Genomic DNA, 22,798 nt, shown 5'->3' on the forward strand with positions numbered 1-22,798 from the left:
GGAAATGGAAATGACCCACGCGCAACGTCTGATTTTATCTAACCAGTATAAGATGATGACGATGATGGACCCGGATAACGCCGAACGCTATCGCCGTCTGCAGACCATCATCGAACGCGGCTATGGCCTGCAAATGCGCGAGCTGGATCGCGAGTTTGGCGAGCTAAAAGAAGAAACATGCCGCATCGTTATCGACATCATGGAAATGTATCACGCGATGCATGTCTCCTGGACCAACCTGAAAGACAGCAAAGAAATCGATGAACGCCGCGTCACCTTTATGGGGTTTGATGCTGCCACCGAAGCCCGCTTCCTCGGCTATGTTCGCTTTATGGTGAATATTGAAGGCCGCTATACCCATTTTGATGCCGGCACCCACGGTTTCAACGCCCAAACCCCAATGTGGGACAAATACCAACGAATGCTGAAAGTGTGGCACGCCTGCCCACGTCAGTATCACTTAAGCGCCAACGAGATTGCGCAGATCATTAACGCCTGAGGAGAGACGCGGAGTGAAGTGTAAAGGTTTCTTGTTTGATTTGGATGGTACGCTGGTTGACTCTCTTCCCGCCGTTGAACGCGCGTGGGTAAACTGGGCAAAGCGTTTTAATATTTCCCCGGAAGAAGTATTAGGCTTCATCCACGGCAAGCAGGCGATTACCTCACTGCGCCACTTTATGGCCGGTGCTTCTGAGGAAGAGATTCAGCAAGAGTTCCTGCGTCTGGAGAAGCTTGAGTCTGAAGATACCGACGGCATTGTCGCGCTGCCGGGAGCTGCGGAGCTGCTGGCGCATCTTAACGAAGCGGGTATTCCGTGGGCCATTGTCACTTCAGGTTCCGTGCCGGTGGCATCCGCTCGTCGCCTGGCCGGTGGGCTGCCAGAACCGGACGTGTTTGTGACGGCGGAACGCGTCGCACGCGGTAAGCCTGAGCCGGATGCCTATTTGCTGGGAGCGCAGCTGCTTGGCCTGGAGCCGGAAGAGTGCGTGGTCGTTGAAGACGCGCCAGCAGGCGTGCTTTCAGGGCTGGCTGCCGGTTGCCACGTGATAGCCGTTAACGCCCCGGCGGATACACCCCGGCTTGAGCACGTGGATTACGTTCTGACGTCCCTCACCGAACTGCTCGTCCAGAAATCCCCGGACGGAGTCGTCGAAGTGTTAAGAAAACACTAATCCCATGATTTAACCCCGCATTTGCGGGGTTTTTTTATGGCATTCTCGTCTACATTCAATTCACCAATATTCAGCCATTCAGGGACTCGTTTTGAATTCGGAACTCATTTGGGTGTTGTCGCTACTGGCGGTTGCCGTTCTGCTGTTCGCCACCGGAAAAATGCGTATGGACGCGGTGGCGTTATTGGTGATTGTCGCTTTTGTGCTCAGCGGAACATTAAGCCTCAGCGAAGCATTTTCCGGCTTTAGCGATCCCAACGTGATTCTGATTGCCGCGCTGTTCATTATTGGCGACGGGCTGGTGCGCACCGGTGTAGCCACCAAGATGGGAAGCTGGCTGGTGGACGTGGCGGGCAGCAGCGAAACCAAAATGCTGGTCCTGCTGATGGTGACGGTGGCCGGGTTGGGGGCATTTATGAGCTCCACCGGCGTGGTGGCGATTTTTATACCAGTGGTGCTCAGCGTTTCTATGCGCATGAAAATCTCACCTTCCCGGCTGATGATGCCGCTCAGTTTTGCCGGGCTGATAAGCGGCATGATGACGCTGGTTGCGACGCCGCCTAACCTGGTGATCAACAGCGAACTGCTTCGTGAAGGGCTGGAGGGGTTCCAGTTCTTTAGCGTGACGCCGATTGGCCTGGCGGTGCTGGTGCTGGGCATCCTTTATATGCTGGTGGCGCGTTTTGCGCTCAAAGGCCAGGGCGAAGAGGCAGGCAAAGAGAGCTGGAAGCGCCGTTCATTTCGCGATCTGATAAAAGAATATCGCCTGACCGGGCGGGCTCGCCGGTTGGCTATTCGCCCTGGCTCACCGATGGTTGGCCATCGTCTGGACGATTTAAAGCTGCGTGAACGCTACGGCGCGAACGTGATTGGCCTGGAGCGCTGGCGCCGCTTTCGGCGCGTTATTGTCAACGTGACCGGCGGTACGGAATTCCGCGCCCGCGATGTACTGCTGATTGACATGTCCGCCTCTGAGGTTGATTTGCGAGAGTTTTGCGGGGAGCAAATGCTGGAGCCAATGATCCTGCGGGGAGAGTATTTTTCCGATCAGGCGCTGGATGTGGGGATGGCAGAAGTTTCTCTGCTGCCAGAGTCAGGGCTTACCGGGCAGACTTTGCGAGAAATGGCTTTCCGAACCCGCTACGGCCTTAACGTTGTTGGCCTGCGGCGGGCGGGTGAAGCCATGGCAGGATTGCTGGTGGATGAACCTATCCAGTTGGGCGACATTATGCTGGTGGTTGGTGACTGGAAGCTGATCAACCAGCTTTCACAGCAGAACCGTGATTTCCTGGTGCTGAGTCTGCCTGTGGAAGAGCAGGATGCCTCCCCGGCCCACAGCCAGGCACCTCATGCGATTTTCTGCCTGGCGCTGATGGTGGCGCTGATGCTGACCGACGAAATACCCAATCCAATCGCCGCGATTATCGCCTGTTTGTTGATGGGCAAATTCCGCTGTATTGATATGGAAAGTGCCTATAAGGCGATTCACTGGCCGAGCATTATTCTGATTGTCGGGATGATGCCTTTCGCTTTAGCGCTGCAGAAAACCGGCGGGGTGGATCTGATCGTTCATGGGCTGATGGAGTTTGGCGGTGGCTACGGCCCATATATCATGCTGGTGTGCCTGTTTGTGATGTGTGCGGCTATCGGGTTATTTATTTCTAATACCGCCACGGCAGTATTGATGGCGCCTATTGCGTTGGCTGCGGCTAAATCAATGGGGGTGTCGCCGTATCCGTTTGCGATGATTGTGGCGATGGCGGCTTCTGCGGCGTTTATGACGCCAGTCTCTTCGCCAGTGAACACGCTGGTGCTGGGGCCAGGAAACTATAAGTTCAGCGACTTCGTGAAGCTCGGCGTGCCGTTTACGGTCATTGTGATGATCGTGAGCGTGGTGATGGTACCGATGTTATTCCCGTTCTGATATTTACCCTCATCCCGGCCTCCTCCCTGTAAGGGAGAAGGGGAAAACATTATCCTGATTTCGCTTCGGCAGATGGACGTGTTTAAAGCGGCGAATCCTGGCTGATTTCATCCAGCGAAAGCTGGAAGCTTGGCACAAAGACCTGCATAAAATAATCCATTTCCGGGCTGTGGCGGTCGGCCAGCGTTTTTTCCAGGCGACTTTTCGCCAGCAGAAACTCGTTGTTCCCGGCCGACAGCTCCTCCAGGCATTTCAGATAAGCGCATAACGCATCGGCCTGCTTCACCAGCGCTTTCTCTTCTTCACTGTAGCTGTGCTCATCAATCAACGGCGCCCAGATATCACGCAGCTCTTCCGGCACCATTTCGATCAGTTTTTGCTGCGCAATCTTTTCAATGGCTTTGTATTCATGGGCAATTTGCGAGTTGAAGTATTTTACCGGCGTGGGGAGATCCCCGGTCAGCACCTCGCTGGCGTCGTGATACATCGCCAGCAGCGCAATACGTTCGGCATTTACGTTGCCGTTAAACTTGCGATTTTTGATAGCGGCAAGGGCGTGGGCAACCATGGCGACCTGCAGGCTGTGTTCAGACACGTTCTCGGTGCGGACATTCCGCATTAGTGGCCAGCGGCTAATCAGTTTCAGGCGGGAGAGGTGGGCAAAGAAATGGCTCTGACTCATGACGTTCTCGCGGTAACAACTTGGTGACGTCATTGTGAGGGGAGAAAGGGGGCATTGCAAATGCCCCCGAACGGCTTACTGATGGTAGTGTCCGAGGAAACGTCCCAGCTTAGCTATCGACATTTCCAGATCATCAATGCGTGGCAGAGTGACAATACGCACGTGATCCGGCCACGGCCAGTTAAATGCCGTACCCTGAACCAGCAGAACCTTTTCCTGCAGCAGGAAGTCCAGCACCATTTTCTGGTCGTCATGAATATTGAAGCGCTTTGCGTCAATTTTCGGGAACATGTACAGCGCCCCACGAGGCTTAACGCAGGAGACGCCAGGAATTTCGTTGATCAGCTCCCAGGCACGATTACGCTGTTCGTACAGACGGCCACCAGGCACGATAAACTCGCTAATGCTTTGGTATCCTCCCAGCGCTGTCTGGATAGCATGTTGGGCAGGGACGTTGGCGCACAGGCGCATAGAGGCTAACATTTCCAGACCTTCAATATAGCCTTTAGCGTGTTTCTTCGGCCCGTTGAGCACCATCCAACCCTGACGGAAACCGGCCACGCGATAGGTTTTTGACAGGCCGTTGAAGGTAATGGTTAACAGATCCGGTGCCAGGGCTGCGATCGAGTGATGCTCGGCATCGTCATAAAGGATTTTGTCGTAAATCTCATCGGCAAAGATGATCAGATTATGCTGGCGTGCAATCTCGACAATCTCTAACAGCAACTCTTTGGAGTAAACGGCGCCGGTAGGGTTGTTTGGGTTAATAATCACAATGCCACGCGTGCGTGGGGTGATTTTAGCGCGGATATCGTCGAGGTCCGGGAACCAGTCAGAACTCTCATCACACAGATAATGCACGGCTTTGCCGCTGGACAAAGAAACGGCAGCTGTCCAAAGCGGGTAGTCCGGCGCGGGAACCAGCATTTCGTCACCGCTGTTTAGCAGCGCCTGCATCGACTGGACGATCAGTTCGGAAACGCCGTTCCCGATATAAATATCTTCCGTAGTCACATCCCGCATCCCACGAGCCTGATAATGCTGCATGATTGCTTTACGGGCAGAGAAAAGCCCTTTGGAGTCGCAATATCCCTGGGCGGTTGGAAGATTACGGATCACATCAACAAGGATTTCATCCGGCGCTTCGAAACCGAACGGCGCGGGGTTGCCGATGTTGAGCTTAAGCACTTTGTTGCCTTCTTCTTCAAGGCGTTTTGCCTCTTTGAGTACCGGGCCACGGATGTCATAACAGACATTATCAAGTTTGCTGGATTTTTCGATGGGGGACATGAAGCTTCGACCTTTGTTGTTAATTTCGCGTCCTGCCGTGGAAGCGCACCGCCACAATGTACTCCTGCTTAAGCGAGATTTGAAGGATGGGGCCTGAAGAAATGCAATTTATCTTTACAGCACAATGTATAAGCACGGAACGCGATTTAAAAATACTGATGGTTAAAAAAACTATGAATTTTAGTTATTGTGGTTTTATTGTCTAATTATATCGCCGTGATGCAAAGGTATTCACTGCTTCTTGCTCACTGCGGAGGGAGAGGTGCTGCCGACGTAAATGCGTTGTCGCTAAACATAAGTAAAAATTAATATTCATGCCTGAAACATTAAGGGATTAATGAAAAGGTAGTTAAAGAGATGTATATCAAAAGATTGGTCAATGTAATAGATAAATACCTCGGCAATAATTAAGTGTCTTTTATTATAGTGTGTGGCTGACTTCAAAAAACGTTGTAAATAATCAACAGAGTGGAAACCACAAAAAGAGAATAAGATCAGATAATTCGCAATAAGTGTTATAAAACATCATGTTTTACTGTAAGATACACTACGAAAAATGGTAGGTTTTGGATGCCAGTAGCTGTGCCAACGACATGGCTTTGCCGGAAAATTAAAATATTTCCATTATTATTCAGCTGGTTGTGTGTTTTGGCCGGTTTAAGCCTGCCGCTGCACTCCAGCCCGTTAAATAATCATATAAAAGCTTATTAAAAGTCGTTTTTTGAAGCTGACTTACCTTTCTAACGCAGTTTTAAAATAGTCGACTGGTACGATGAGTTGGTGGTTTTTTTCTTATCCTGACCTGCTTAATATCCCGTTTGGGTGTGTTTTAGATTATTGGGACATGCCGGGGAATACAAAAATAACAAACAGAACCGTCGCTAACGTATGCGGCCAAGACTACCGGAGACATTCGGTAAAAGGAATTGCTTTATCTCTTTGATAAATCATAGCAATACAACCAGGGCAGACTCGAAAGAGCAACCTATTAGTGAATAAATTATGATTAACGCAAATCGTCCGATACTGAACCTCGACCTCGATCTGCTGAGGACATTCGTTGCGGTCGCCGATCTCAATACCTTTGCGGCAGCGGCAGCGGCAGTGTGCCGTACTCAATCCGCTGTAAGCCAACAGATGCAGCGCCTCGAGCAATTAGTTGGGAAAGAGCTTTTTGCCCGACATGGCCGCAATAAACTGCTCACCGAGCACGGCATTCAACTGCTGGGCTATGCGCGTAAAATCCTACGCTTTAATGATGAAGCGTGCTCTTCGCTGATGTTTAACAACCTGCAAGGGTCGCTTACCCTTGGCGCCTCCGATGAAACGGCGGACACCATCCTGCCGTTCCTGTTAAACCGCATCAGTTCGGTTTACCCCAAGCTTGCGCTGGATGTCAGGGTCAAACGCAACCCCTTTATGATCGAAATGCTTAATCAGCATGAGGTCGATTTGGTGGTGACGACATCAAACCCTTCTAACTTTGATGCCATTGTCCTGCGAACCTCGCCTACGCTGTGGTACTGCGCCGCCGATTATGTCTTTCAAAGTGGGGAAGCGCTGCCGCTGGTGATGCTGGACGATCCAAGCCCGTACCGCGATATGATGCTCGAACATCTTGATGCCAGCCAGACGCCATGGCGTATTTCTTATGTCGCCTCTACGCTTGCCGCGGTCAGGGCCGCCGTAAAAGCGGGATTAGGCGTAACGGCCAGGCCGGTTGAAATGATGAGTCCGGAACTTCGTGTGCTGGGGGCGTCAGAAGGACTGCCTATTTTACCTGAAACCCAATATCTGCTGTGTAAAAACCCCGAAAGTGGTAATGAGCTGGCGCAAGCGATCTTCAGTGCGCTGGCTACGCCGGAAAACCCATACCGTTATAACACCGTGGGAAGTGAAGGGGACGACACGCTGCTGGTTGAAGGGGATTTTGAGTAGCTGCAGGTCGACTAGTTAGTAACAAAATATTAAAGATACAAAATGGGTCGTTGGTGGTTTTTTTTACGCCAACGGCCCATTTTTTATACCTGATTTTCATTAAATCACGTGGGTGCTCATCTTTTCTAACAAATTCAATATATTGGTTGCATGTTTATTTTCGCTCGTTTTATGCGCAAAAACTTCATGCAAAGGCCAAGTAATGTTAAAAAACGCATAACAATGTTGCTTCTTTTTGAAGTGGATTAACAAAAGCGTGTCTCAGATCAAGAAAATACTCCCTCTTGGGGGGAGGAATAGTTGTAATTTCCTGCCAAAATATAGGGGCTGTTTATTTTTTCACACGGAACGGACACGATTCACCCTCATCTAAATCTGGTCTTTACGCGAGTGTTGATGAGTTTTAACGCATTAAATGTTAATGAATTGCTGTCGGTGTAAATTAATGTGTGGATACTTTTGTTAAAGTTGACAAAAGGTTATAGAAAGGAGTAAAAAACCCCATCAATTGGCTGCCTACGTATTATTTCCGGTAGTTATTGTACGGTTGATTGTTCCTCCCCATGAATCGATGTGGCGTTCATCTGCCAACAAGAGCAGAGACTTTGGCGCCACTTTTGATGAGTAAGCAATGAGTATGTCAACATCCACTGAAGTTATCGCTCATCACTGGGCGTTCGCTGTCTTTCTTATTGTCGCCGTTGGCCTGTGTTGTTTGATGCTTGTCGGGGGCTGGTTCCTTGGCGGACGAGCTAAGGCACGGCACAAAAACACCCCCTTCGAGTCGGGCATCGACTCCGTTGGTACGGCGCGTCTACGTCTCTCCGCCAAGTTTTACCTGGTCGCCATGTTCTTCGTTATTTTTGACGTGGAAGCCTTGTATCTCTACGCGTGGTCAACTTCTATCCGTGAAAGCGGTTGGATTGGCTTCGTCGAGGCCGCAATTTTCATTTTAGTGCTACTGGCTGGTCTGGTTTATCTGGTGCGCGTTGGCGCTCTGGATTGGACTCCTGCGCGTTCGCGTCGTGAGAAAATCAACCCGGAAACAGACAGTCTCACTAACCGTCATACGCAGTAATAGCGAGGCAATAAGATGGACTATACGCTCACCCGCATAGACCCCAACGGTGAGAATGACCGTTACCCCCTGCAAAAGCAGGAGATCGTAACCGATCCCCTCGAACAAGAGATTAACCGCAGCGTTTACATGGGCAAGCTCGAGCATGCTATGCACGATGTGGTGAACTGGGGTCGCAAAAACTCAATCTGGCCATACAACTTTGGCCTTTCCTGCTGCTATGTAGAGATGGTGACCTCGTTTACCGCTGTACATGACGTGGCGCGTTTCGGTGCAGAAGTTTTACGTGCTTCTCCTCGTCAGGCTGACCTGATGGTGGTGGCCGGTACCTGCTTCACCAAAATGGCTCCGGTAATTCAGCGCCTTTACGATCAGATGCTGGAGCCTAAATGGGTCATTTCCATGGGCGCCTGCGCTAACTCTGGCGGCATGTACGACATCTATTCCGTTGTGCAAGGTGTCGATAAATTTATCCCGGTTGATGTGTACATCCCAGGTTGCCCGCCGCGTCCGGAGGCTTACATGCAGGCGTTGATGCTGTTGCAGGAGTCTATCGGTAAAGAGCGCCGCCCGCTGTCGTGGGTCGTTGGCGATCAGGGCGTTTACCGCGCCAACATGCAGTCCGAGCGTGAGCGTAAGCGCGGCGAGCGTATCGCGGTCACCAACCTGCGGACGCCGGACGAGATTTAATTAGCGCCTGCGGTCAGTGAGCGTCTTTGTATATCAATAATATAAAAACAAAGACACTGAACGCAGTCACCACAGAACCATTTGCAATGGTGAGAACTATGACCGATTTAACCGCGCAAGACGCCGCTATGCCAGCCTGGCAGACAAGGGATCACCTGGATGATCCGGTCATTGGCGAATTGCGTAACCGTTTTGGGCCGGATGCCTTTACCGTTCAGCCAACCCGCACCGGGGTGCCCGTCGTTTGGGTTAAGCGTGAACAGTTACTGGAAGTGGTCGATTTCCTTAAGAAATCACCAAAACCCTACGTTATGCTGTTCGACCTGCATGGCATGGATGAGCGTCTACGCACACACCGCAACGGTTTACCGGCTGCGGATTTTTCCGTTTTCTACCACCTGATTTCCATTGAACGCAATCGCGATATCATGCTCAAGGTGGCGTTGTCTGAAAACGATCTCAACCTGCCGACGCTGACCAAACTCTTCCCGAACGCCAACTGGTATGAGCGTGAAACCTGGGAGATGTTTGGCATCACCTTTAATGGTCACCCGCACCTGACGCGCATCATGATGCCGCCGACCTGGGAAGGCCACCCGCTGCGTAAAGACTACCCGGCGCGCGCCACCGAATTCGATCCGTTTATCCTGACTAAACAGAAAGAAGATCTGGAAATGGAAGCGCTGACCTTCAAGCCTGAAGAGTGGGGCATGAAGCGCAGCAGCGAACATGAAGACTTCATGTTCCTGAACCTGGGGCCGAACCACCCCTCCGCGCACGGTGCTTTCCGTATCATCCTGCAGCTGGACGGCGAAGAGATCGTCGACTGCGTGCCGGATATCGGCTACCACCATCGTGGTGCTGAGAAGATGGGTGAGCGTCAGTCCTGGCACAGCTACATTCCGTATACCGACCGTATTGAGTACCTCGGCGGTTGCGTCAACGAAATGCCTTACGTGCTGGCGGTTGAAAAGCTGGCTGGCATCGTCGTGCCGGAACGCGTTGAAGTTATCCGCGTTATGCTCTCTGAGCTGTTCCGTATCAACAGCCACCTGCTGTACATCTCCACCTTTATTCAGGACGTAGGCGCCATGACGCCGGTCTTCTTCGCGTTTACCGATCGTCAGAAAATCTACGATCTGGTGGAAGCGATTACCGGTTTCCGTATGCACCCGGCCTGGTTCCGTATTGGCGGTGTTGCACACGACCTGCCGAAGGGCTGGGAACGCCTGCTGAAAGAGTTCCTGGAGTGGATGCCGAAGCGCCTGGATTCTTATGAGAAAGCCGCGCTGCGCAACACCATTCTGAAAGGCCGTTCCCAGGGCGTTGCAGCCTATACCGCGAAAGAAGCGCTGGAGTGGGGCACCACCGGTGCTGGCCTGCGCGCCACCGGTATCGACTTCGACGTGCGTAAGGCTCGTCCTTACTCCGGCTACCAGAACTTCGATTTCGAAGTCCCGGTTGGCGGTGGCATCAGCGACTGCTACACCCGCGTTATGCTGAAAGTTGAAGAGCTGCGCCAGAGTCTGCGCATCCTTGAGCAGTGTCTGAAAAATATGCCAGCCGGCCCGTTCAAAGCGGATCATCCGCTGACTACGCCGCCGCCGAAAGAGCGCACGCTGCAGCATATCGAAACCCTGATCACTCACTTCCTGCAGGTTTCCTGGGGCCCGGTCATGCCGGCCAATGAATCCTTCCAGATGATTGAGGCAACGAAAGGGATTAACAGTTACTACCTGACCAGCGACGCTAGCACCATGAGCTATCGTACCCGTATCCGTACCCCGAGCTTTGCGCACCTGCAGCAAATTCCGGCGGCGATCCGCGGCAGCCTGGTTTCTGACCTGATTGTCTATCTGGGTAGTATCGATTTTGTAATGTCTGATGTGGATCGCTAACTATGCACGATAACCAACAAAACCAGGCTGAAGCTTTTGAGCTGAGTGCGGCAGAGCGTGAGGCGATTGAGCACGAGAAACACCATTACGAAGATGCCCGTGCGGCCTCTATCGAAGCGCTGAAAATCGTTCAGAAACAGCGCGGTTGGGTGCCAGATGGTGCCATCTACGCGATTGCTGACGTGCTGGGTATCCCGGCGAGCGATGTAGAAGGTGTGGCCACTTTCTATAGCCAAATATTCCGCCAGCCGGTTGGCCGCCACGTGATTCGCTACTGCGACAGCGTGGTTTGCCATATCACCGGTTACCAGGGCATTCAGTCGGCTATCGAAGCCAAACTGAACATCAAGCCGGGCCAGACTACGTTTGACGGCCGCTTTACCCTGCTGCCAACCTGCTGCCTGGGGAACTGCGACAAGGGGCCGACCATGATGATTGATGAGGACACTCACAGCCATCTGACGCCGGAAGCCATCCCTGACTTGCTGGAGCAGTATAAATGAAGACGATTATTCGTACTGCCGAAACCCATCCGCTGACCTGGCGTCTGCGCGATGACAAACAGCCGGTCTGGCTTGACGAATACCGTAGCAAAAACGGCTATGAAGGCGCGCGTAAAGCGCTGACCGGCATGGCGCCAGATGAAATCGTGATTGCGGTAAAAGACGCTGGCCTGAAAGGGCGCGGCGGCGCGGGCTTTTCCACCGGTTTGAAGTGGAGCCTGATGCCGAAAGACGAGTCCATGAACATCCGTTACCTGCTGTGTAACGCCGATGAAATGGAGCCAGGCACCTATAAAGACCGCCTGCTGATGGAGCAACTGCCTCACCTGCTGGTGGAAGGCATGCTGATTTCCGCTTTTGCGCTGAAAGCATACCGTGGATACATCTTCCTGCGTGGTGAGTACATCGAGGCGGCAGACCACCTGCGTCGCGCGATTGCCGAAGCCACCGAAGCGGGCCTGCTGGGTAAGAACATCCTGGGTTCCGGTTTCGATTTCGAACTGTTCGTACACACCGGAGCCGGGCGTTATATCTGCGGGGAAGAAACCGCGCTGATTAACTCCCTGGAAGGCCGTCGTGCGAACCCACGTTCTAAGCCACCGTTCCCGGCATCAAGCGGCGTTTGGGGTAAACCGACCTGTGTAAACAACGTCGAAACCCTGTGTAACGTCCCGGCTATTCTGGCTAACGGCGTGGAGTGGTATCAGGGCATTGGCGGCGGCATGAGTAAAGATGCCGGCACCAAGCTGATGGGCTTCTCTGGCCGCGTGAAAAACCCTGGCGTCTGGGAATTGCCGTTCGGCACAACCGCTCGCGAAATCCTGGAAGAATACGCCGGCGGCATGCGTGATGGCCTGAAGTTTAAAGCCTGGCAGCCGGGTGGGGCGGGGACCGACTTCCTGACGGAAGCTCATCTCGACCTGCCGATGGAATTTGAAAGTATTGGTAAAGCAGGCAGCCGTCTCGGTACGGCGCTGGCAATGGCGGTTGACCATGAAATTGGTATGGTGCCGCTGGTGCGTAACCTGGAAGAGTTCTTTGCCCGTGAATCCTGCGGCTGGTGTACACCGTGCCGCGATGGTTTGCCGTGGAGCGTAAAAATCCTGCGCGCGCTTGAGCGCGGCGAAGGACAGCCGGGGGATATCGAAACCCTGGAGCAGCTTTGCCGCCATCTGGGTCCAGGTAAAACCTTCTGTGCCCACGCGCCGGGTGCCGTTGAGCCATTGCAGAGTGCGATTAAATATTTCCGCGACGAATTCGAAGCAGGCATTGCCAAACAGGATTACGGAAATCTGCGTGCCATTAATGGTATTCAGCCGAACCTGTTAAAAACGCGCTGGTGATAGACAGCTTTTCACCCTCACCCTACCCCTCACCCTGAGGGAGAGGGGATCGACCGGTGATTTTCTCCCTCTCCTGGGGGAGAAGGCCGGGGTGAGGGCGAAGGTGGTTCGCACAAGAATTTTTGATTAACGCCTGAAGTTATTCAGGCCAACTGGAAGCATGCTGACTATGGCTACGATTCATGTAGACGGCAAAGAATACGAGGTCAACGGAGCAGACAACTTGCTAGAAGCTTGTCTCTCCCTCGGTCTTGATATTCCTTATTTTTGCTGGCATCCGGCGCTGGGCAGCGTCGGTGCTTGCCGCCAGTGTGCGGTGAAGCAATATCAGAACGCGGAAGACACTCGCGGTCGCCTGGTGATGTCCTGTATGACACCGGCCTCCGACGGGACCTTCATCTCTATTGATGATGGCGAAGCGAAACAGTTCCGTGAAAGCGTTGTGGAATGGTTGATGACTAACCACCCGCACGACTGTCCGGTCTGTGAAGAGGGCGGCAACTGCCACCTGCAGGATATGACCGTGATGACCGGTCATAGCTTCCGTCGCTACCGCTTTACCAAGCGTACTCACCGCAATCAGGATCTCGGTCCGTTCATCTCTCATGAAATGAACCGCTGTATCGCCTGCTACCGCTGCGTGCGTTACTACAAAGACTACGCAGACGGTAAAGACCTGGGCGTTTACGGCGCGCACGACAACGTCTACTTCGGTCGTCCGGAAGACGGCACGCTGGAAAGCGAGTTCTCCGGTAACCTGGTAGAAATTTGCCCGACCGGCGTATTCACCGACAAAACGCATTCCGAACGCTACAACCGTAAGTGGGATATGCAGTTCGCACCGAGCATCTGCCAGCAGTGCTCGCTGGGCTGTAACACCAGCCCGGGTGAACGTTACGGCGAACTTCGTCGTATCGAAAACCGCTACAACGGCACCGTGAACCACTACTTCCTGTGCGACCGCGGCCGTTTCGGTTATGGCTATGTGAACCTGAAAGACCGTCCGCGTCAGCCAATTCAGCGCCGTGGTGATGACCTCATTACCCTGAACGCCGAACAGGCAATGCAGGGTGCGGCGGATATCCTGCGTCAGTCGAAGAAAGTGATCGGCATCGGTTCTCCGCGCGCAAGCGTGGAAAGCAACTTTGCTCTGCGCGAGCTGGTTGGCGCTGAAAACTTCTACACCGGTATTGCGGCAGGTGAGCAGGCTCGCCTGCAGCTGATGCTGAAAGTGCTGCGTGACAGCGGCGTTCACACGCCTGCGCTGCGTGAAATCGAATCTTACGATGCGGTGCTGATCCTGGGCGAAGACGTTACCCAGACCGGCGCTCGTGCTGCTCTGGCTATCCGTCAGGCGGTCAAAGGCAAGGCGCGTGAAATGGCAGCGGCTCAGAAAGTGGCTGACTGGCAGATCGCCGCAATCCTGAACATCGGTCAGAACGCTAAGCATCCGCTGTTTGTCACCAACGTGGATAGCACTCGCCTGGATGATATCGCCGCATGGACTTACCGTGCGCCGGTTGAAGATCAGGCTCGCCTTGGTTTTGCGATTGCCAATGCGCTGGACATCAACTCTCCGGCGGTTGAACTGGATCGTGACCTGAAAAACAAAGTGGACGTTATCGTGCAGGCGTTGGCCGGTGCGAAGAAACCTCTGATTGTTTCCGGGACGAACGCCGGTAGCGAAGCTGTGATTCAGGCGGCAGCCAACGTGGCTAAAGCGCTGAAGGGCCGCGGTGCAGACGTCGGCGTCACCATGATTGCTCGCGCGGTTAACAGCGTTGGCCTCGGCATGATCGGCGGTGGCTCTTTGGAAGAGGCTCTGAGCGAGCTGGAAAGCGGCGCTGCCGATGCGGTAGTGGTGCTGGAAAACGACCTCCATCGCCATGCTTCCGCTGCCCGTGTAGATGCGGCGCTGAGTAAAGCCCCTCTGGTAATGGTTATTGACCATCAGCGTACGGCCATCATGGACAAAGCACACCTGGTACTTTCCGCGGCGAGCTTTGCAGAAAGCGACGGGACGGTGATCAACAACGAAGGCCGCGCCCAGCGTTTCTTCCAGGTTTATGACCCGGCTTACTACGACACCAGCGTGACGATGTTCGAAAGCTGGCGCTGGCTGCACTCGCTGCACAGCACCGTGCAGAGCCGTGACGTTGACTGGACGCAGCTTGACCATGTGATTGACGCCTGCGTGAAGGTATTGCCTCAGTTAGCCGGTATTAAAGATGCCGCGCCGGATGCTTCCTTCCGTATCAAAGGTCAGAAGCTGTCCCGTTCTCCTATCCGTTCGAGCGGACGCACCGCTATGCGCGCCAATATCAGCGTGCACGAACCGCGTCAGCCGCAGGATAAAGACACGATGTTTGCCTTCTCGATGGAAGGGAACAACAGCCCGCTGGCCGACCGTCAGCAGATTCCGTTTGCCTGGGCTCCAGGCTGGAACTCCCCGCAAGCATGGAACAAATTCCAGGCCGAAGTGGGCGGTCATCTGCGCCACGGCGATCCGGGCGTGCGCCTGATCGAAGCCTCTGAAACGGGCCTGGACTACTTCACTTCCGTGCCGGATACCTTCCACGCGGAAGAGGGCAAATGGCGAATCGCGCCGTACTACCACCTGTTTGGTAGCGACGAGCTGTCCCAGCGTTCTCCTGTGTTCCAGAAGCGTATGGTTGAGCCTTACATCAAGCTGAACCCGGCCGATGCCGCGAAGCTTGGCGTTAACGCCGGAAGCCTGATCTCCTTCAGCTACGAAGGCCAGACGCTGAGTCTGCCGCTGCAGCTGTCCGAAGGTCTGGTTGCAGGGCAGGTTGGTTTGCCGATGGGGATGCCGGGGATTGCGCCAGTGCTTGCCGGTGCTCGTCTTGAAAATCTGCAGGAGGCTGCGCAATGAGCTGGCTGACACCGGAAGTTATCGACATTCTGCTGAGCATCCTCAAAGCGGTTGTCATTCTACTGGTCGTGGTGACCTGTGGGGCATTCATGAGTTTCGGCGAACGTCGTCTGCTCGGTCTGTTCCAGAACCGCTACGGACCGAACCGCGTAGGCTGGGGTGGTTCACTCCAGCTGGTTGCGGACATGATCAAGATGTTCTTTAAAGAGGACTGGATCCCTAAGTTTTCTGACCGCGTGATCTTTACGCTTGCACCCATGATCGCGTTCACCTCGCTGCTGCTGGCCTTTGCTATTGTGCCGGTCAGCCCAAGCTGGGTGGTGGCGGATTTGAACATCGGGATCCTGTTCTTCCTGATGCTGGCGGGCCTGGCGGTGTACGCCGTGCTGTTCGCTGGCTGGTCCAGTAACAACAAATACTCCCTGCTTGGTGCGATGCGTGCTTCCGCGCAGACCCTGAGTTATGAAGTGTTCCTGGGGCTTTCCCTGATGGGCGTGGTGGCGCAGGCCGGTTCCTTTAATATGGCCGACATCGTCAACAACCAGGCACATCTGTGGAACATCATCCCGCAGTTCTTCGGCTTCGTGACCTTTGCGATTGCCGGCGTTGCGGTTTGCCACCGTCACCCGTTTGACCAACCGGAAGCCGAGCAGGAACTGGCCGATGGTTATCACATCGAGTATTCCGGTATGAAGTTCGGTCTGTTCTTCGTCGGGGAATACATCGGCATCGTCACCGTTTCTGCACTGATTGTGACGCTGTTCTTTGGTGGCTGGCATGGCCCGTGGTTACCACCGTTCATCTGGTTCGCGCTGAAAACCGCGTTCTTCATGATGATGTTCATTTTGATTCGCGCCGCACTGCCTCGTCCACGTTATGACCAGGTGATGTCCTTCGGCTGGAAAGTTTGCCTGCCGCTGACGCTAATCAACTTGCTGGTGACCGCCGCGGTCATTCTTTACCAGGCACCATAAGGGGTGAAAAAACCATGACATTGAAAGAGTTAGTGGTTGGTTTCGGCACCCAGGTACGCAGTATCTGGATGATCGGCATGCACGCTTTCGCCAAGCGCGAAACCCGCATGTATCCGGAAGAACCAGTGTATCTGCCGCCGCGCTACCGTGGCCGTATCGTGCTGACGCGCGACCCGGACGGTGAAGAGCGCTGCGTTGCCTGTAACCTGTGTGCGGTAGCCTGCCCGGTAGGCTGTATTTCCCTGCAGAAAGCCGAGATGAAAGACGGTCGTTGGTATCCGGAGTTCTTCCGCATCAACTTCTCACGCTGCATCTTCTGTGGCCTGTGCGAAGAAGCCTGTCCAACCACCGCGATTCAGCTTACCCCGGACTTTGAGCTGGGTGAGTATAAGCGCCAGGATCTGGTGTACGAGAAAGAGGATCTGCTGATCTCCGGTCCGGGCAAATACCCGGAATATAACTTCTATCGGATGGCAGGTATGGCAATCGACGGCAAAGATAAGGGCGAAGCGGAAAATGAAGCTAAGCCTATCGACGTCAAAGGCCTGTTACCTTAAGGAGTCAGGAATGGAATTCGCTTTTTATATCTGCGCCATTGTGGCCGTCCTGACGACCCTTCGGACGATCACTCACACCAATCCAGTGCATGCGCTGCTGTACCTGATCATCTCGCTGCTGGCGATCTCCGGGGTGTTTTTCTCCCTCGGAGCTTACTTCGCCGGTGCGCTGGAGATCATCGTGTATGCCGGGGCTATCATGGTGCTGTTCGTCTTCGTGGTGATGATGCTTAACCTCGGTAACGCGGTTCAGCAGCAGGAACGCGAGTGGCTGAAACCGCAGCTGTGGATTGGGCCTGGCGTCCTGTCTGCAGTGCTGCTGGTGGTTCTGATTTACGCCATCCGCACCGTTAACGACCAGGGTATTGATGGCACGTCCATCGATGCGAAGCAGGTCGGTATCGCGCTGTTCGGGCCTTACGTACTGGCGGTGGAGCTGGCCTCCATGCTGCTGCTGGCGGGTCTGGTCGTTGCGTTCCACCTGGGTCGTGAAGACCGTGCCGGTGAGGTGCTGAGCAATCGCCCTGCTGACATGGCCGTGAGAAGAAAAACGGAGGAGAACGTATGATCCCGCTGCAACATGGACTGATCCTCGCCGCCATTCTGTTCGTGCTGGGACTGACCGGGCTGGTCATCCGCCGCAACCTGCTGTTCATGCTGATCAGCCTGGAAGTGATGATTAACGCCGCCGCGCTGGCCTTCGTGGTTGCCGGCAGCTACTGGGGCCAGGCTGACGGTCAGGTGATGTATATACTCGCGATTAGCTTAGCTGCTGCCGAAGCCAGTATTGGCCTCGCGCTGTTACTGCAGCTCCATCGTCGTCGCCAGAATCTGAATATCGATTCAGTAAGTGAGATGCGTGGATGAACCTTCTCTGGTTAACCATTGTTCTGCCATTGATTGGCTTTTTACTGTTGGCATTTTCCCGCGGCCGCTGGTCAGAAAACCTGTCCGCAACCATCGGGATGGGCTCTGTAGGTCTGGCGGCGGTAGTCACCGCCATTGCCGGGGTTGATTTCTTTAACAACGGGCAGCAGGCGTTCACTCAGCCGCTGTGGACCTGGATGGCGGTCGGTGATTTTAATATCGGCTTCAACCTGGTGCTGGACGGCCTGTCCCTGACCATGCTTTCTGTGGTTACCGGTGTCGGCTTCCTGATCCACATGTTCGCTTCCTGGTACATGCGCGGTGAAGAGGGTTATTCCCGCTTCTTCGCCTACACCAACCTGTTCATCGCCAGCATGGTGGTTCTGGTCCTTGCCGACAACCTGCTGCTGATGTATCTCGGCTGGGAAGGCGTGGGCCTCTGTTCTTACCTGCTGATCGGTTTCTACTACACCGATCCGAAGAACAACGCGGCGGCAATGAAAGCGTTCGTGGTGACTCGCGTCGGGGACGTGTTCCTGGCCTTCGGCCTGTTCATCCTCTACAACGAGCTGGGCACGCTGAACTTCCGCGAAATGGTTGAGCTGGCACCGCAGCACTTCGCTGCCGGCAACCAAATGCTGACCTGGGCAACCCTTATGCTGTTAGGCGGTGCGGTCGGTAAGTCTGCACAGCTTCCGCTGCAAACATGGCTTGCGGATGCGATGGCGGGCCCAACCCCGGTTTCTGCGCTGATTCACGCGGCTACCATGGTTACCGCGGGCGTCTACCTGATTGCCCGTACCCATGGCCTGTTCCTGATGACCCCGGAAATTCTGCATCTGGTGGGTATCGTAGGTGCGATCACGCTGGTGCTGGCAGGCTTTGCCGCGCTGGTACAGACCGACATCAAACGCGTACTCGCTTACTCCACCATGAGCCAGATTGGCTACATGTTCCTGGCGCTGGGCGTGCAGGCGTGGGATGCGGCAATCTTCCACCTGATGACCCACGCGTTCTTTAAAGCGTTGCTGTTCCTGTCATCCGGTTCGGTGATTCTGGCGTGCCATCACGAACAAAACATCTTCAAGATGGGTGGGCTGCGTAAGTCTATTCCGCTGGTGTATGTCTGCTTCCTGGTTGGGGGCGCGGCGCTGTCCGCTCTGCCGCTGATTACCGCAGGCTTCTTCAGTAAAGATGAAATTCTTGCCGGTGCGATGGCGAACGGCCACATCAACCTGATGGTTGCGGGCCTGGTCGGGGCGTTTATGACCTCGCTCTACACCTTCCGCATGATTTTCATTACGTTCCACGGTGAAGAAAAAATTCACGCTCACGCAGGGAAGGGGATTACCCACCACCTGCCGCTGGTTGTTCTGCTGGTGCTGTCCACCTTCGTTGGCGCAATGATTGTGCCACCGCTGCGCGGCGTACTGCCGGAAACCACTGAACTTGCGCACGGCAGCGTGCTGACCCTGGAGATCATCTCCGGCGTCGTCGCCATTGCCGGTATCCTGATTGCCGCCTTCCTGTGGCTGGGTAAACGTACTCTGGTGACGTCGCTTGCGAACAGCGCACTGGGGCGTTTCTTCGGTACCTGGTGGTTCAATGCCTGGGGCTTCGACTGGCTGTACGACATGATTTTCGTCAAGCCATTCCTCGGTATTGCGTGGCTGCTGCGCCGTGACCCGCTGAATGCTTTGATGAACATTCCGGCAGTTCTCTCCCGCTTTGCTGGCCGCGGCCTGCTGGTGAGCGAGAACGGTTATCTGCGCTGGTATGTTGCGTCCATGAGCATCGGTGCCGTTGTAGTTCTCGGCCTGCTGCTGGTTCTGCGTTAACAGGATTTCTTCCATCCCCCTCTCTCTGTTGAGAGAGGGTCGGAGTGGGGCTTAATACCTCCTCTGGCGCTGGGAAGTGAGCGATGTTTAAGAATTATTTTGACTTAGGGACTCAAACGCCATGCTATTACCCTGGCTAATACTAATCCCCTTTATCGGCGGCTTCTTCTGCTGGCAGACCGAACGCTTCGGCGTGAAAGTGCCTCGCTGGATTGCGCTGATCACCATGGGGCTGACACTGGCACTGTCTCTGCAATTGTGGTTGCAGGGTGGCTATTCTCTGACGCAGTCGGCGGGTTTGCCGCAGTGGCAGTCAGAGTACATTCTGAAATGGATCACACGTTTTGGCATTGATATTCACCTGGCGCTCGACGGTCTGTCGCTGCTGATGGTGGTGCTGACCGGCCTGCTTGGCGTGCTGGCGGTGCTCTGTTCCTGGAATGAAATCGAAAAATATCAGGGCTTCTTCCACCTCAACCTGATGTGGATCCTCGGCGGCGTTATCGGCGTGTTCCTTGCCATCGACATGTTCCTGTTCTTCTTCTTCTGGGAAATGATGCTGGTGCCGATGTACTTCCTGATTGCGCTGTGGGGCCACAAAGCCTCCGACGGGAAGACGCGTATTACCGCCGCGACCAAGTTCTTCATCTATACCCAGGCGAGCGGCCTGGTGATGCTGATTGCTATCCTGGGTCTGGTGTTTGTGCACTACAATGCGACCGGCGTATGGACCTTCAACTATGAGCTGTTGCTGAAAACGCCGATGTCCCACGGTGTACAGTGGCTGCTGATGCTGGGCTTCTTTATCGCCTTCGCGGTAAAAATGCCGGTGGTTCCTCTTCACGGCTGGCTGCCGGATGCGCACTCCCAGGCACCAACGGCGGGTTCCGTTGACCTGGCAGGTATCTTGCTCAAAACTGCGGCCTACGGCCTGCTGCGTTTCTCTCTGCCGCTGTTCCCTGAAGCGTCTGCTGAATTTGCACCAATCGCCATGTGGCTGGGTGTCATCGGCATCTTCTACGGCGCGTGGATGGCCTTTGCCCAGACCGACATTAAACGCCTGATAGCTTATACCTCCGTTTCCCACATGGGCTTCGTGCTGATTGCTATCTACACCGGCAACCAGCTGGCTTACCAGGGCGCGGTAATTCAGATGATCGCTCACGGTCTGTCCGCGGCGGGTATGTTCATCATCTGCGGTCAGCTTTACGAGCGTCTGCACACGCGTGACATGCGCATGATGGGCGGCCTGTGGAACAAAATTAAATGGCTGCCTGGTCTGTCGATGTTCTTCGCTGTTGCCACGCTGGGTATGCCCGGGACCGGTAACTTCGTCGGTGAATTCATGATCCTGTTCGGCAGCTTCCACGTTGTGCCGGTCATTACCGTGATTTCAACCTTCGGTCTGGTCTTTGCCTCTGTTTACTCTCTGGCGATGCTGCATCGCGCGTACTTCGGGAAAGCTAAGAGCGAAATCAGCGATAAACAACTGCCTGGCATGTCCATGCGCGAGTTCTTTATCATTCTGTTGCTGGTGGTGCTGTTAGTTCTGCTGGGCTTCTTCCCGCAGCCGATTCTGGATACCTCGCATTCTGCGATGAGCAATATTCAGCAGTGGTTTACCAGTTCACTTTCTACTACAAGGCCGTAATTCGCCATGACAATAACTCCTCAACATTTGATCGCGCTGCTACCGCTGTTGATCGTCGGATTGACGGTGGTGGTTGTGATGCTCTCCATTGCGTGGCGACGCGACCATTTTCTGAATGCTACGCTGTCGGTTATCGGCCTTAACGCCGCGCTGATTTCACTGTGGTTTGTCGGTCAGGCAGGGGCGATGGATGTCACCCCGCTGATGCGCGTTGACGGCTACGCCATGCTCTACACCGGGCTGGTACTGCTGGCGAGCCTGGCAACCTGTACCTTTGCTTATCCGTGGCTGCAGGGCTACACCGACAACCGCGAAGAGTTCTATCTGCTGGTCCTGATTGCTGCCCTGGGCGGTATTCTGCTGGCTAATGCGAACCACCTCGCGGCGCTGTTCCTCGGCATTGAGCTGATCTCTCTGCCGCTGTTCGGCCTGGTTGGCTACGCCTTCCGCCAGAAGCGTTCTCTGGAAGCGAGCATCAAGTACACCATTCTGTCAGCGGCGGCATCGTCCTTCCTGCTGTTCGGTATGGCGCTGGTATACGCTGATTCCGGTAGCCTGTCGTTTGTTAGCCTCGGCAAGAGCCTGGCGGACAACATGCTGCACGAACCTCTGCTGCTGGCGGGCCTGGGTCTGATGATCGTCGGTCTTGGCTTCAAGCTTTCTTTGGTGCCGTTCCACCTGTGGACCCCAGACGTATACCAGGGCGCGCCTGCCCCGGTTTCCACCTTCCTGGCAACCGCCAGCAAAATCGCCATCTTTGGCGTGGTGATGCGTCTGTTCCTGTACGCCCCAGTGGGCAACAGCGAAGCGGTTCGCGTCGTGCTGGGTATTATCGCCTTCGCGTCAATCCTGTTCGGTAACCTGATGGCGCTGAACCAGTCCAACATTAAGCGTCTGCTGGGCTACTCTTCCATCGCACACCTCGGTTACCTGTTGGTGGCACTGATTGCGCTGCAAACCGGTAACATGTCGATGGAAGCGGTAGGGGTTTATCTGGCCGCTTACCTGTTCAGCAGCCTGGGTGCATTCGGCGTGGTTAGCCTGATGTCCAGCCCGTACCGTGGCCCGGATGCCGACTCACTGTTCTCCTACCGCGGTTTGTTCTGGCACAAGCCGGTGCTTTCGGCGGTGATGACCGTGATGATGCTTTCTCTGGCGGGTATCCCAATGACCCTGGGCTTCATCGGTAAGTTCTACATCATTGCCGTGGGCGTTCAGGCTCACCTGTGGTGGCTGACCGGCGCCGTGGTTCTGGGCAGTGCCATCGGCCTGTACTACTACCTGCGCGTGACCGTGAGTCTGTACCTGAGCGCGCCTCAGCAGCTTAACCGCGACACCCCATCTAACTGGGCGTTGACTGCGGGCGGCGTAGTGGTGCTGATCTCCTCCCTGCTGGTGCTGTTGCTCGGTATTTATCCGCAGCCGCTTATCAGCCTGGTGCAGCTGGCGCAGCCGCTGATGTAATCGGGTTAACAAGACAGTTCAAAACCGCCACTTGCT

The 22,798-nt window shown here is 54.6% G+C and carries 19 protein-coding genes; 17 read left to right on the top strand and 2 right to left on the bottom strand.

The genetic code is table 11. The features are described 5' to 3' along the window. Nucleotides 1-4: 4 nt before the first annotated feature. From A936_RS16500 to A936_RS16510, 3 genes are all read left to right on the top strand, one after another. On the top strand, nucleotides 5-499 hold the full coding sequence (locus tag A936_RS16500) for a YfbU family protein (RefSeq protein WP_008459766.1): 495 nt from the start codon (nucleotides 5-7) through the stop codon (nucleotides 497-499). After that, complete coding sequence (locus A936_RS16505; RefSeq protein WP_205246337.1) at nucleotides 477-1,172, top strand: sugar phosphatase; 696 nt, start codon at nucleotides 477-479, stop codon at nucleotides 1,170-1,172. Before A936_RS16500 ends, A936_RS16505 begins: the two co-directional genes overlap by 23 nt. Nucleotides 1,173-1,263: 91 nt before the next feature. After that, nucleotides 1,264-3,096 (top strand): SLC13 family permease, encoded by a 1,833-nt coding sequence (locus A936_RS16510; RefSeq protein WP_008459768.1) that lies wholly within the window; start codon nucleotides 1,264-1,266, stop codon nucleotides 3,094-3,096. A gap of 82 nt (nucleotides 3,097-3,178) precedes the next feature. Here A936_RS16510 and yfbR read toward each other — a convergent pair whose 3' ends face one another. Beyond that, entirely contained in the window at nucleotides 3,179-3,778 is a 600-nt protein-coding gene (yfbR, locus tag A936_RS16515) for a 5'-deoxynucleotidase (protein ID WP_008459769.1), read from the bottom strand. Between the two features lie 75 nt (nucleotides 3,779-3,853). Then, the gene (gene alaA / locus A936_RS16520; RefSeq protein ID WP_008459770.1) at nucleotides 3,854-5,068 is read right to left on the bottom strand and encodes an alanine transaminase AlaA; all 1,215 of its coding nucleotides are present in this window, start codon (nucleotides 5,066-5,068) and stop codon (nucleotides 3,854-3,856) included. Nucleotides 5,069-6,070: 1,002 nt separating this feature from the next. Here alaA and lrhA point away from each other — a divergent pair. From lrhA to nuoN, 14 genes are all read left to right on the top strand, one after another. Further along, the gene (lrhA, locus tag A936_RS16525) at nucleotides 6,071-7,006 is read left to right on the top strand and encodes a transcriptional regulator LrhA (RefSeq protein WP_008459771.1); all 936 of its coding nucleotides are present in this window, start codon (nucleotides 6,071-6,073) and stop codon (nucleotides 7,004-7,006) included. Nucleotides 7,007-7,637: 631 nt separating this feature from the next. Continuing rightward, a complete protein-coding gene (gene nuoA, locus A936_RS16530) occupies nucleotides 7,638-8,084 on the top strand; it encodes an NADH-quinone oxidoreductase subunit NuoA (protein ID WP_008459773.1) in 447 nt (148 codons plus the stop codon). Between the two features lie 15 nt (nucleotides 8,085-8,099). Then, entirely contained in the window at nucleotides 8,100-8,774 is a 675-nt protein-coding gene (gene nuoB / locus A936_RS16535) for an NADH-quinone oxidoreductase subunit NuoB (protein ID WP_008459774.1), read from the top strand. 86 nt (nucleotides 8,775-8,860) lie between these two features. Further along, nucleotides 8,861-10,672: an NADH-quinone oxidoreductase subunit C/D gene (gene nuoC / locus A936_RS16540; protein ID WP_008459775.1), complete on the top strand. Its 1,812-nt coding sequence runs from the start codon at nucleotides 8,861-8,863 to the stop codon at nucleotides 10,670-10,672. A 2-nt stretch (nucleotides 10,673-10,674) separates the two neighbouring features. Then, entirely contained in the window at nucleotides 10,675-11,175 is a 501-nt protein-coding gene (nuoE, locus tag A936_RS16545) for an NADH-quinone oxidoreductase subunit NuoE (protein ID WP_008459776.1), read from the top strand. After that, nucleotides 11,172-12,518, top strand: coding sequence for an NADH-quinone oxidoreductase subunit NuoF (nuoF, locus tag A936_RS16550; protein ID WP_008459777.1), 1,347 nt, complete (start codon nucleotides 11,172-11,174; stop codon nucleotides 12,516-12,518). The genes nuoE and nuoF overlap by 4 nt, the downstream gene beginning before the upstream one ends. A 169-nt stretch (nucleotides 12,519-12,687) precedes the next feature. Beyond that, the gene (gene nuoG, locus A936_RS16555) at nucleotides 12,688-15,411 is read left to right on the top strand and encodes an NADH-quinone oxidoreductase subunit NuoG (RefSeq protein ID WP_008459778.1); all 2,724 of its coding nucleotides are present in this window, start codon (nucleotides 12,688-12,690) and stop codon (nucleotides 15,409-15,411) included. Continuing rightward, nucleotides 15,408-16,385 carry an NADH-quinone oxidoreductase subunit NuoH gene (gene nuoH / locus A936_RS16560; protein WP_008459779.1) on the top strand — a complete coding sequence of 326 codons (978 nt, stop codon included), beginning with the start codon at nucleotides 15,408-15,410 and terminating at the stop codon, nucleotides 16,383-16,385. The genes nuoG and nuoH overlap by 4 nt, the downstream gene beginning before the upstream one ends. 14 nt (nucleotides 16,386-16,399) lie before the next feature. After that, complete coding sequence (nuoI, locus tag A936_RS16565) at nucleotides 16,400-16,942, top strand: NADH-quinone oxidoreductase subunit NuoI (protein ID WP_008459780.1); 543 nt, start codon at nucleotides 16,400-16,402, stop codon at nucleotides 16,940-16,942. Between the two features lie 10 nt (nucleotides 16,943-16,952). Next, nucleotides 16,953-17,510, top strand: coding sequence for an NADH-quinone oxidoreductase subunit J (gene nuoJ / locus A936_RS16570; protein ID WP_008459782.1), 558 nt, complete (start codon nucleotides 16,953-16,955; stop codon nucleotides 17,508-17,510). Further along, nucleotides 17,507-17,809 (top strand): NADH-quinone oxidoreductase subunit NuoK, encoded by a 303-nt coding sequence (gene nuoK, locus A936_RS16575; RefSeq protein ID WP_008459783.1) that lies wholly within the window; start codon nucleotides 17,507-17,509, stop codon nucleotides 17,807-17,809. The genes nuoJ and nuoK overlap by 4 nt, the downstream gene beginning before the upstream one ends. After that, nucleotides 17,806-19,647, top strand: a complete 1,842-nt coding sequence (nuoL, locus tag A936_RS16580; RefSeq protein WP_008459786.1) for an NADH-quinone oxidoreductase subunit L — start codon at nucleotides 17,806-17,808, stop codon at nucleotides 19,645-19,647. The genes nuoK and nuoL overlap by 4 nt, the downstream gene beginning before the upstream one ends. 121 nt (nucleotides 19,648-19,768) lie before the next feature. Next, nucleotides 19,769-21,298 carry an NADH-quinone oxidoreductase subunit M gene (gene nuoM, locus A936_RS16585; protein WP_008459787.1) on the top strand — a complete coding sequence of 510 codons (1,530 nt, stop codon included), beginning with the start codon at nucleotides 19,769-19,771 and terminating at the stop codon, nucleotides 21,296-21,298. Between the two features lie 6 nt (nucleotides 21,299-21,304). Beyond that, nucleotides 21,305-22,762, top strand: coding sequence for an NADH-quinone oxidoreductase subunit NuoN (nuoN, locus tag A936_RS16590; RefSeq protein WP_008459789.1), 1,458 nt, complete (start codon nucleotides 21,305-21,307; stop codon nucleotides 22,760-22,762). Nucleotides 22,763-22,798: the final 36 nt, after the last annotated feature.

Origin of the sequence: Enterobacter sp. Ag1 (assembly GCA_000277545.1) — a bacterium.
Taxonomy (GTDB): domain Bacteria; phylum Pseudomonadota; class Gammaproteobacteria; order Enterobacterales; family Enterobacteriaceae; genus Cedecea.

Coding starts and splice junctions, on each gene's coding strand:
- lrhA (WP_008459771.1), top strand. CDS start 6,071: ATGATTAACGCAAATCGTCCGATACTGAACCTCGACCTCGATCTGCTG.
- nuoA (WP_008459773.1), top strand. CDS start 7,638: ATGAGTATGTCAACATCCACTGAAGTTATCGCTCATCACTGGGCGTTC.
- nuoN (WP_008459789.1), top strand. CDS start 21,305: ATGACAATAACTCCTCAACATTTGATCGCGCTGCTACCGCTGTTGATC.
- nuoK (WP_008459783.1), top strand. CDS start 17,507: ATGATCCCGCTGCAACATGGACTGATCCTCGCCGCCATTCTGTTCGTG.
- A936_RS16500 (WP_008459766.1), top strand. CDS start 5: ATGGAAATGACCCACGCGCAACGTCTGATTTTATCTAACCAGTATAAG.
- yfbR (WP_008459769.1), bottom strand. CDS start 3,778: ATGAGTCAGAGCCATTTCTTTGCCCACCTCTCCCGCCTGAAACTGATT.
- nuoL (WP_008459786.1), top strand. CDS start 17,806: ATGAACCTTCTCTGGTTAACCATTGTTCTGCCATTGATTGGCTTTTTA.
- nuoH (WP_008459779.1), top strand. CDS start 15,408: ATGAGCTGGCTGACACCGGAAGTTATCGACATTCTGCTGAGCATCCTC.
- alaA (WP_008459770.1), bottom strand. CDS start 5,068: ATGTCCCCCATCGAAAAATCCAGCAAACTTGATAATGTCTGTTATGAC.
- nuoE (WP_008459776.1), top strand. CDS start 10,675: ATGCACGATAACCAACAAAACCAGGCTGAAGCTTTTGAGCTGAGTGCG.
- nuoC (WP_008459775.1), top strand. CDS start 8,861: ATGGTGAGAACTATGACCGATTTAACCGCGCAAGACGCCGCTATGCCA.
- nuoG (WP_008459778.1), top strand. CDS start 12,688: ATGGCTACGATTCATGTAGACGGCAAAGAATACGAGGTCAACGGAGCA.
- nuoJ (WP_008459782.1), top strand. CDS start 16,953: ATGGAATTCGCTTTTTATATCTGCGCCATTGTGGCCGTCCTGACGACC.
- nuoM (WP_008459787.1), top strand. CDS start 19,769: ATGCTATTACCCTGGCTAATACTAATCCCCTTTATCGGCGGCTTCTTC.
- nuoF (WP_008459777.1), top strand. CDS start 11,172: ATGAAGACGATTATTCGTACTGCCGAAACCCATCCGCTGACCTGGCGT.
- nuoB (WP_008459774.1), top strand. CDS start 8,100: ATGGACTATACGCTCACCCGCATAGACCCCAACGGTGAGAATGACCGT.
- nuoI (WP_008459780.1), top strand. CDS start 16,400: ATGACATTGAAAGAGTTAGTGGTTGGTTTCGGCACCCAGGTACGCAGT.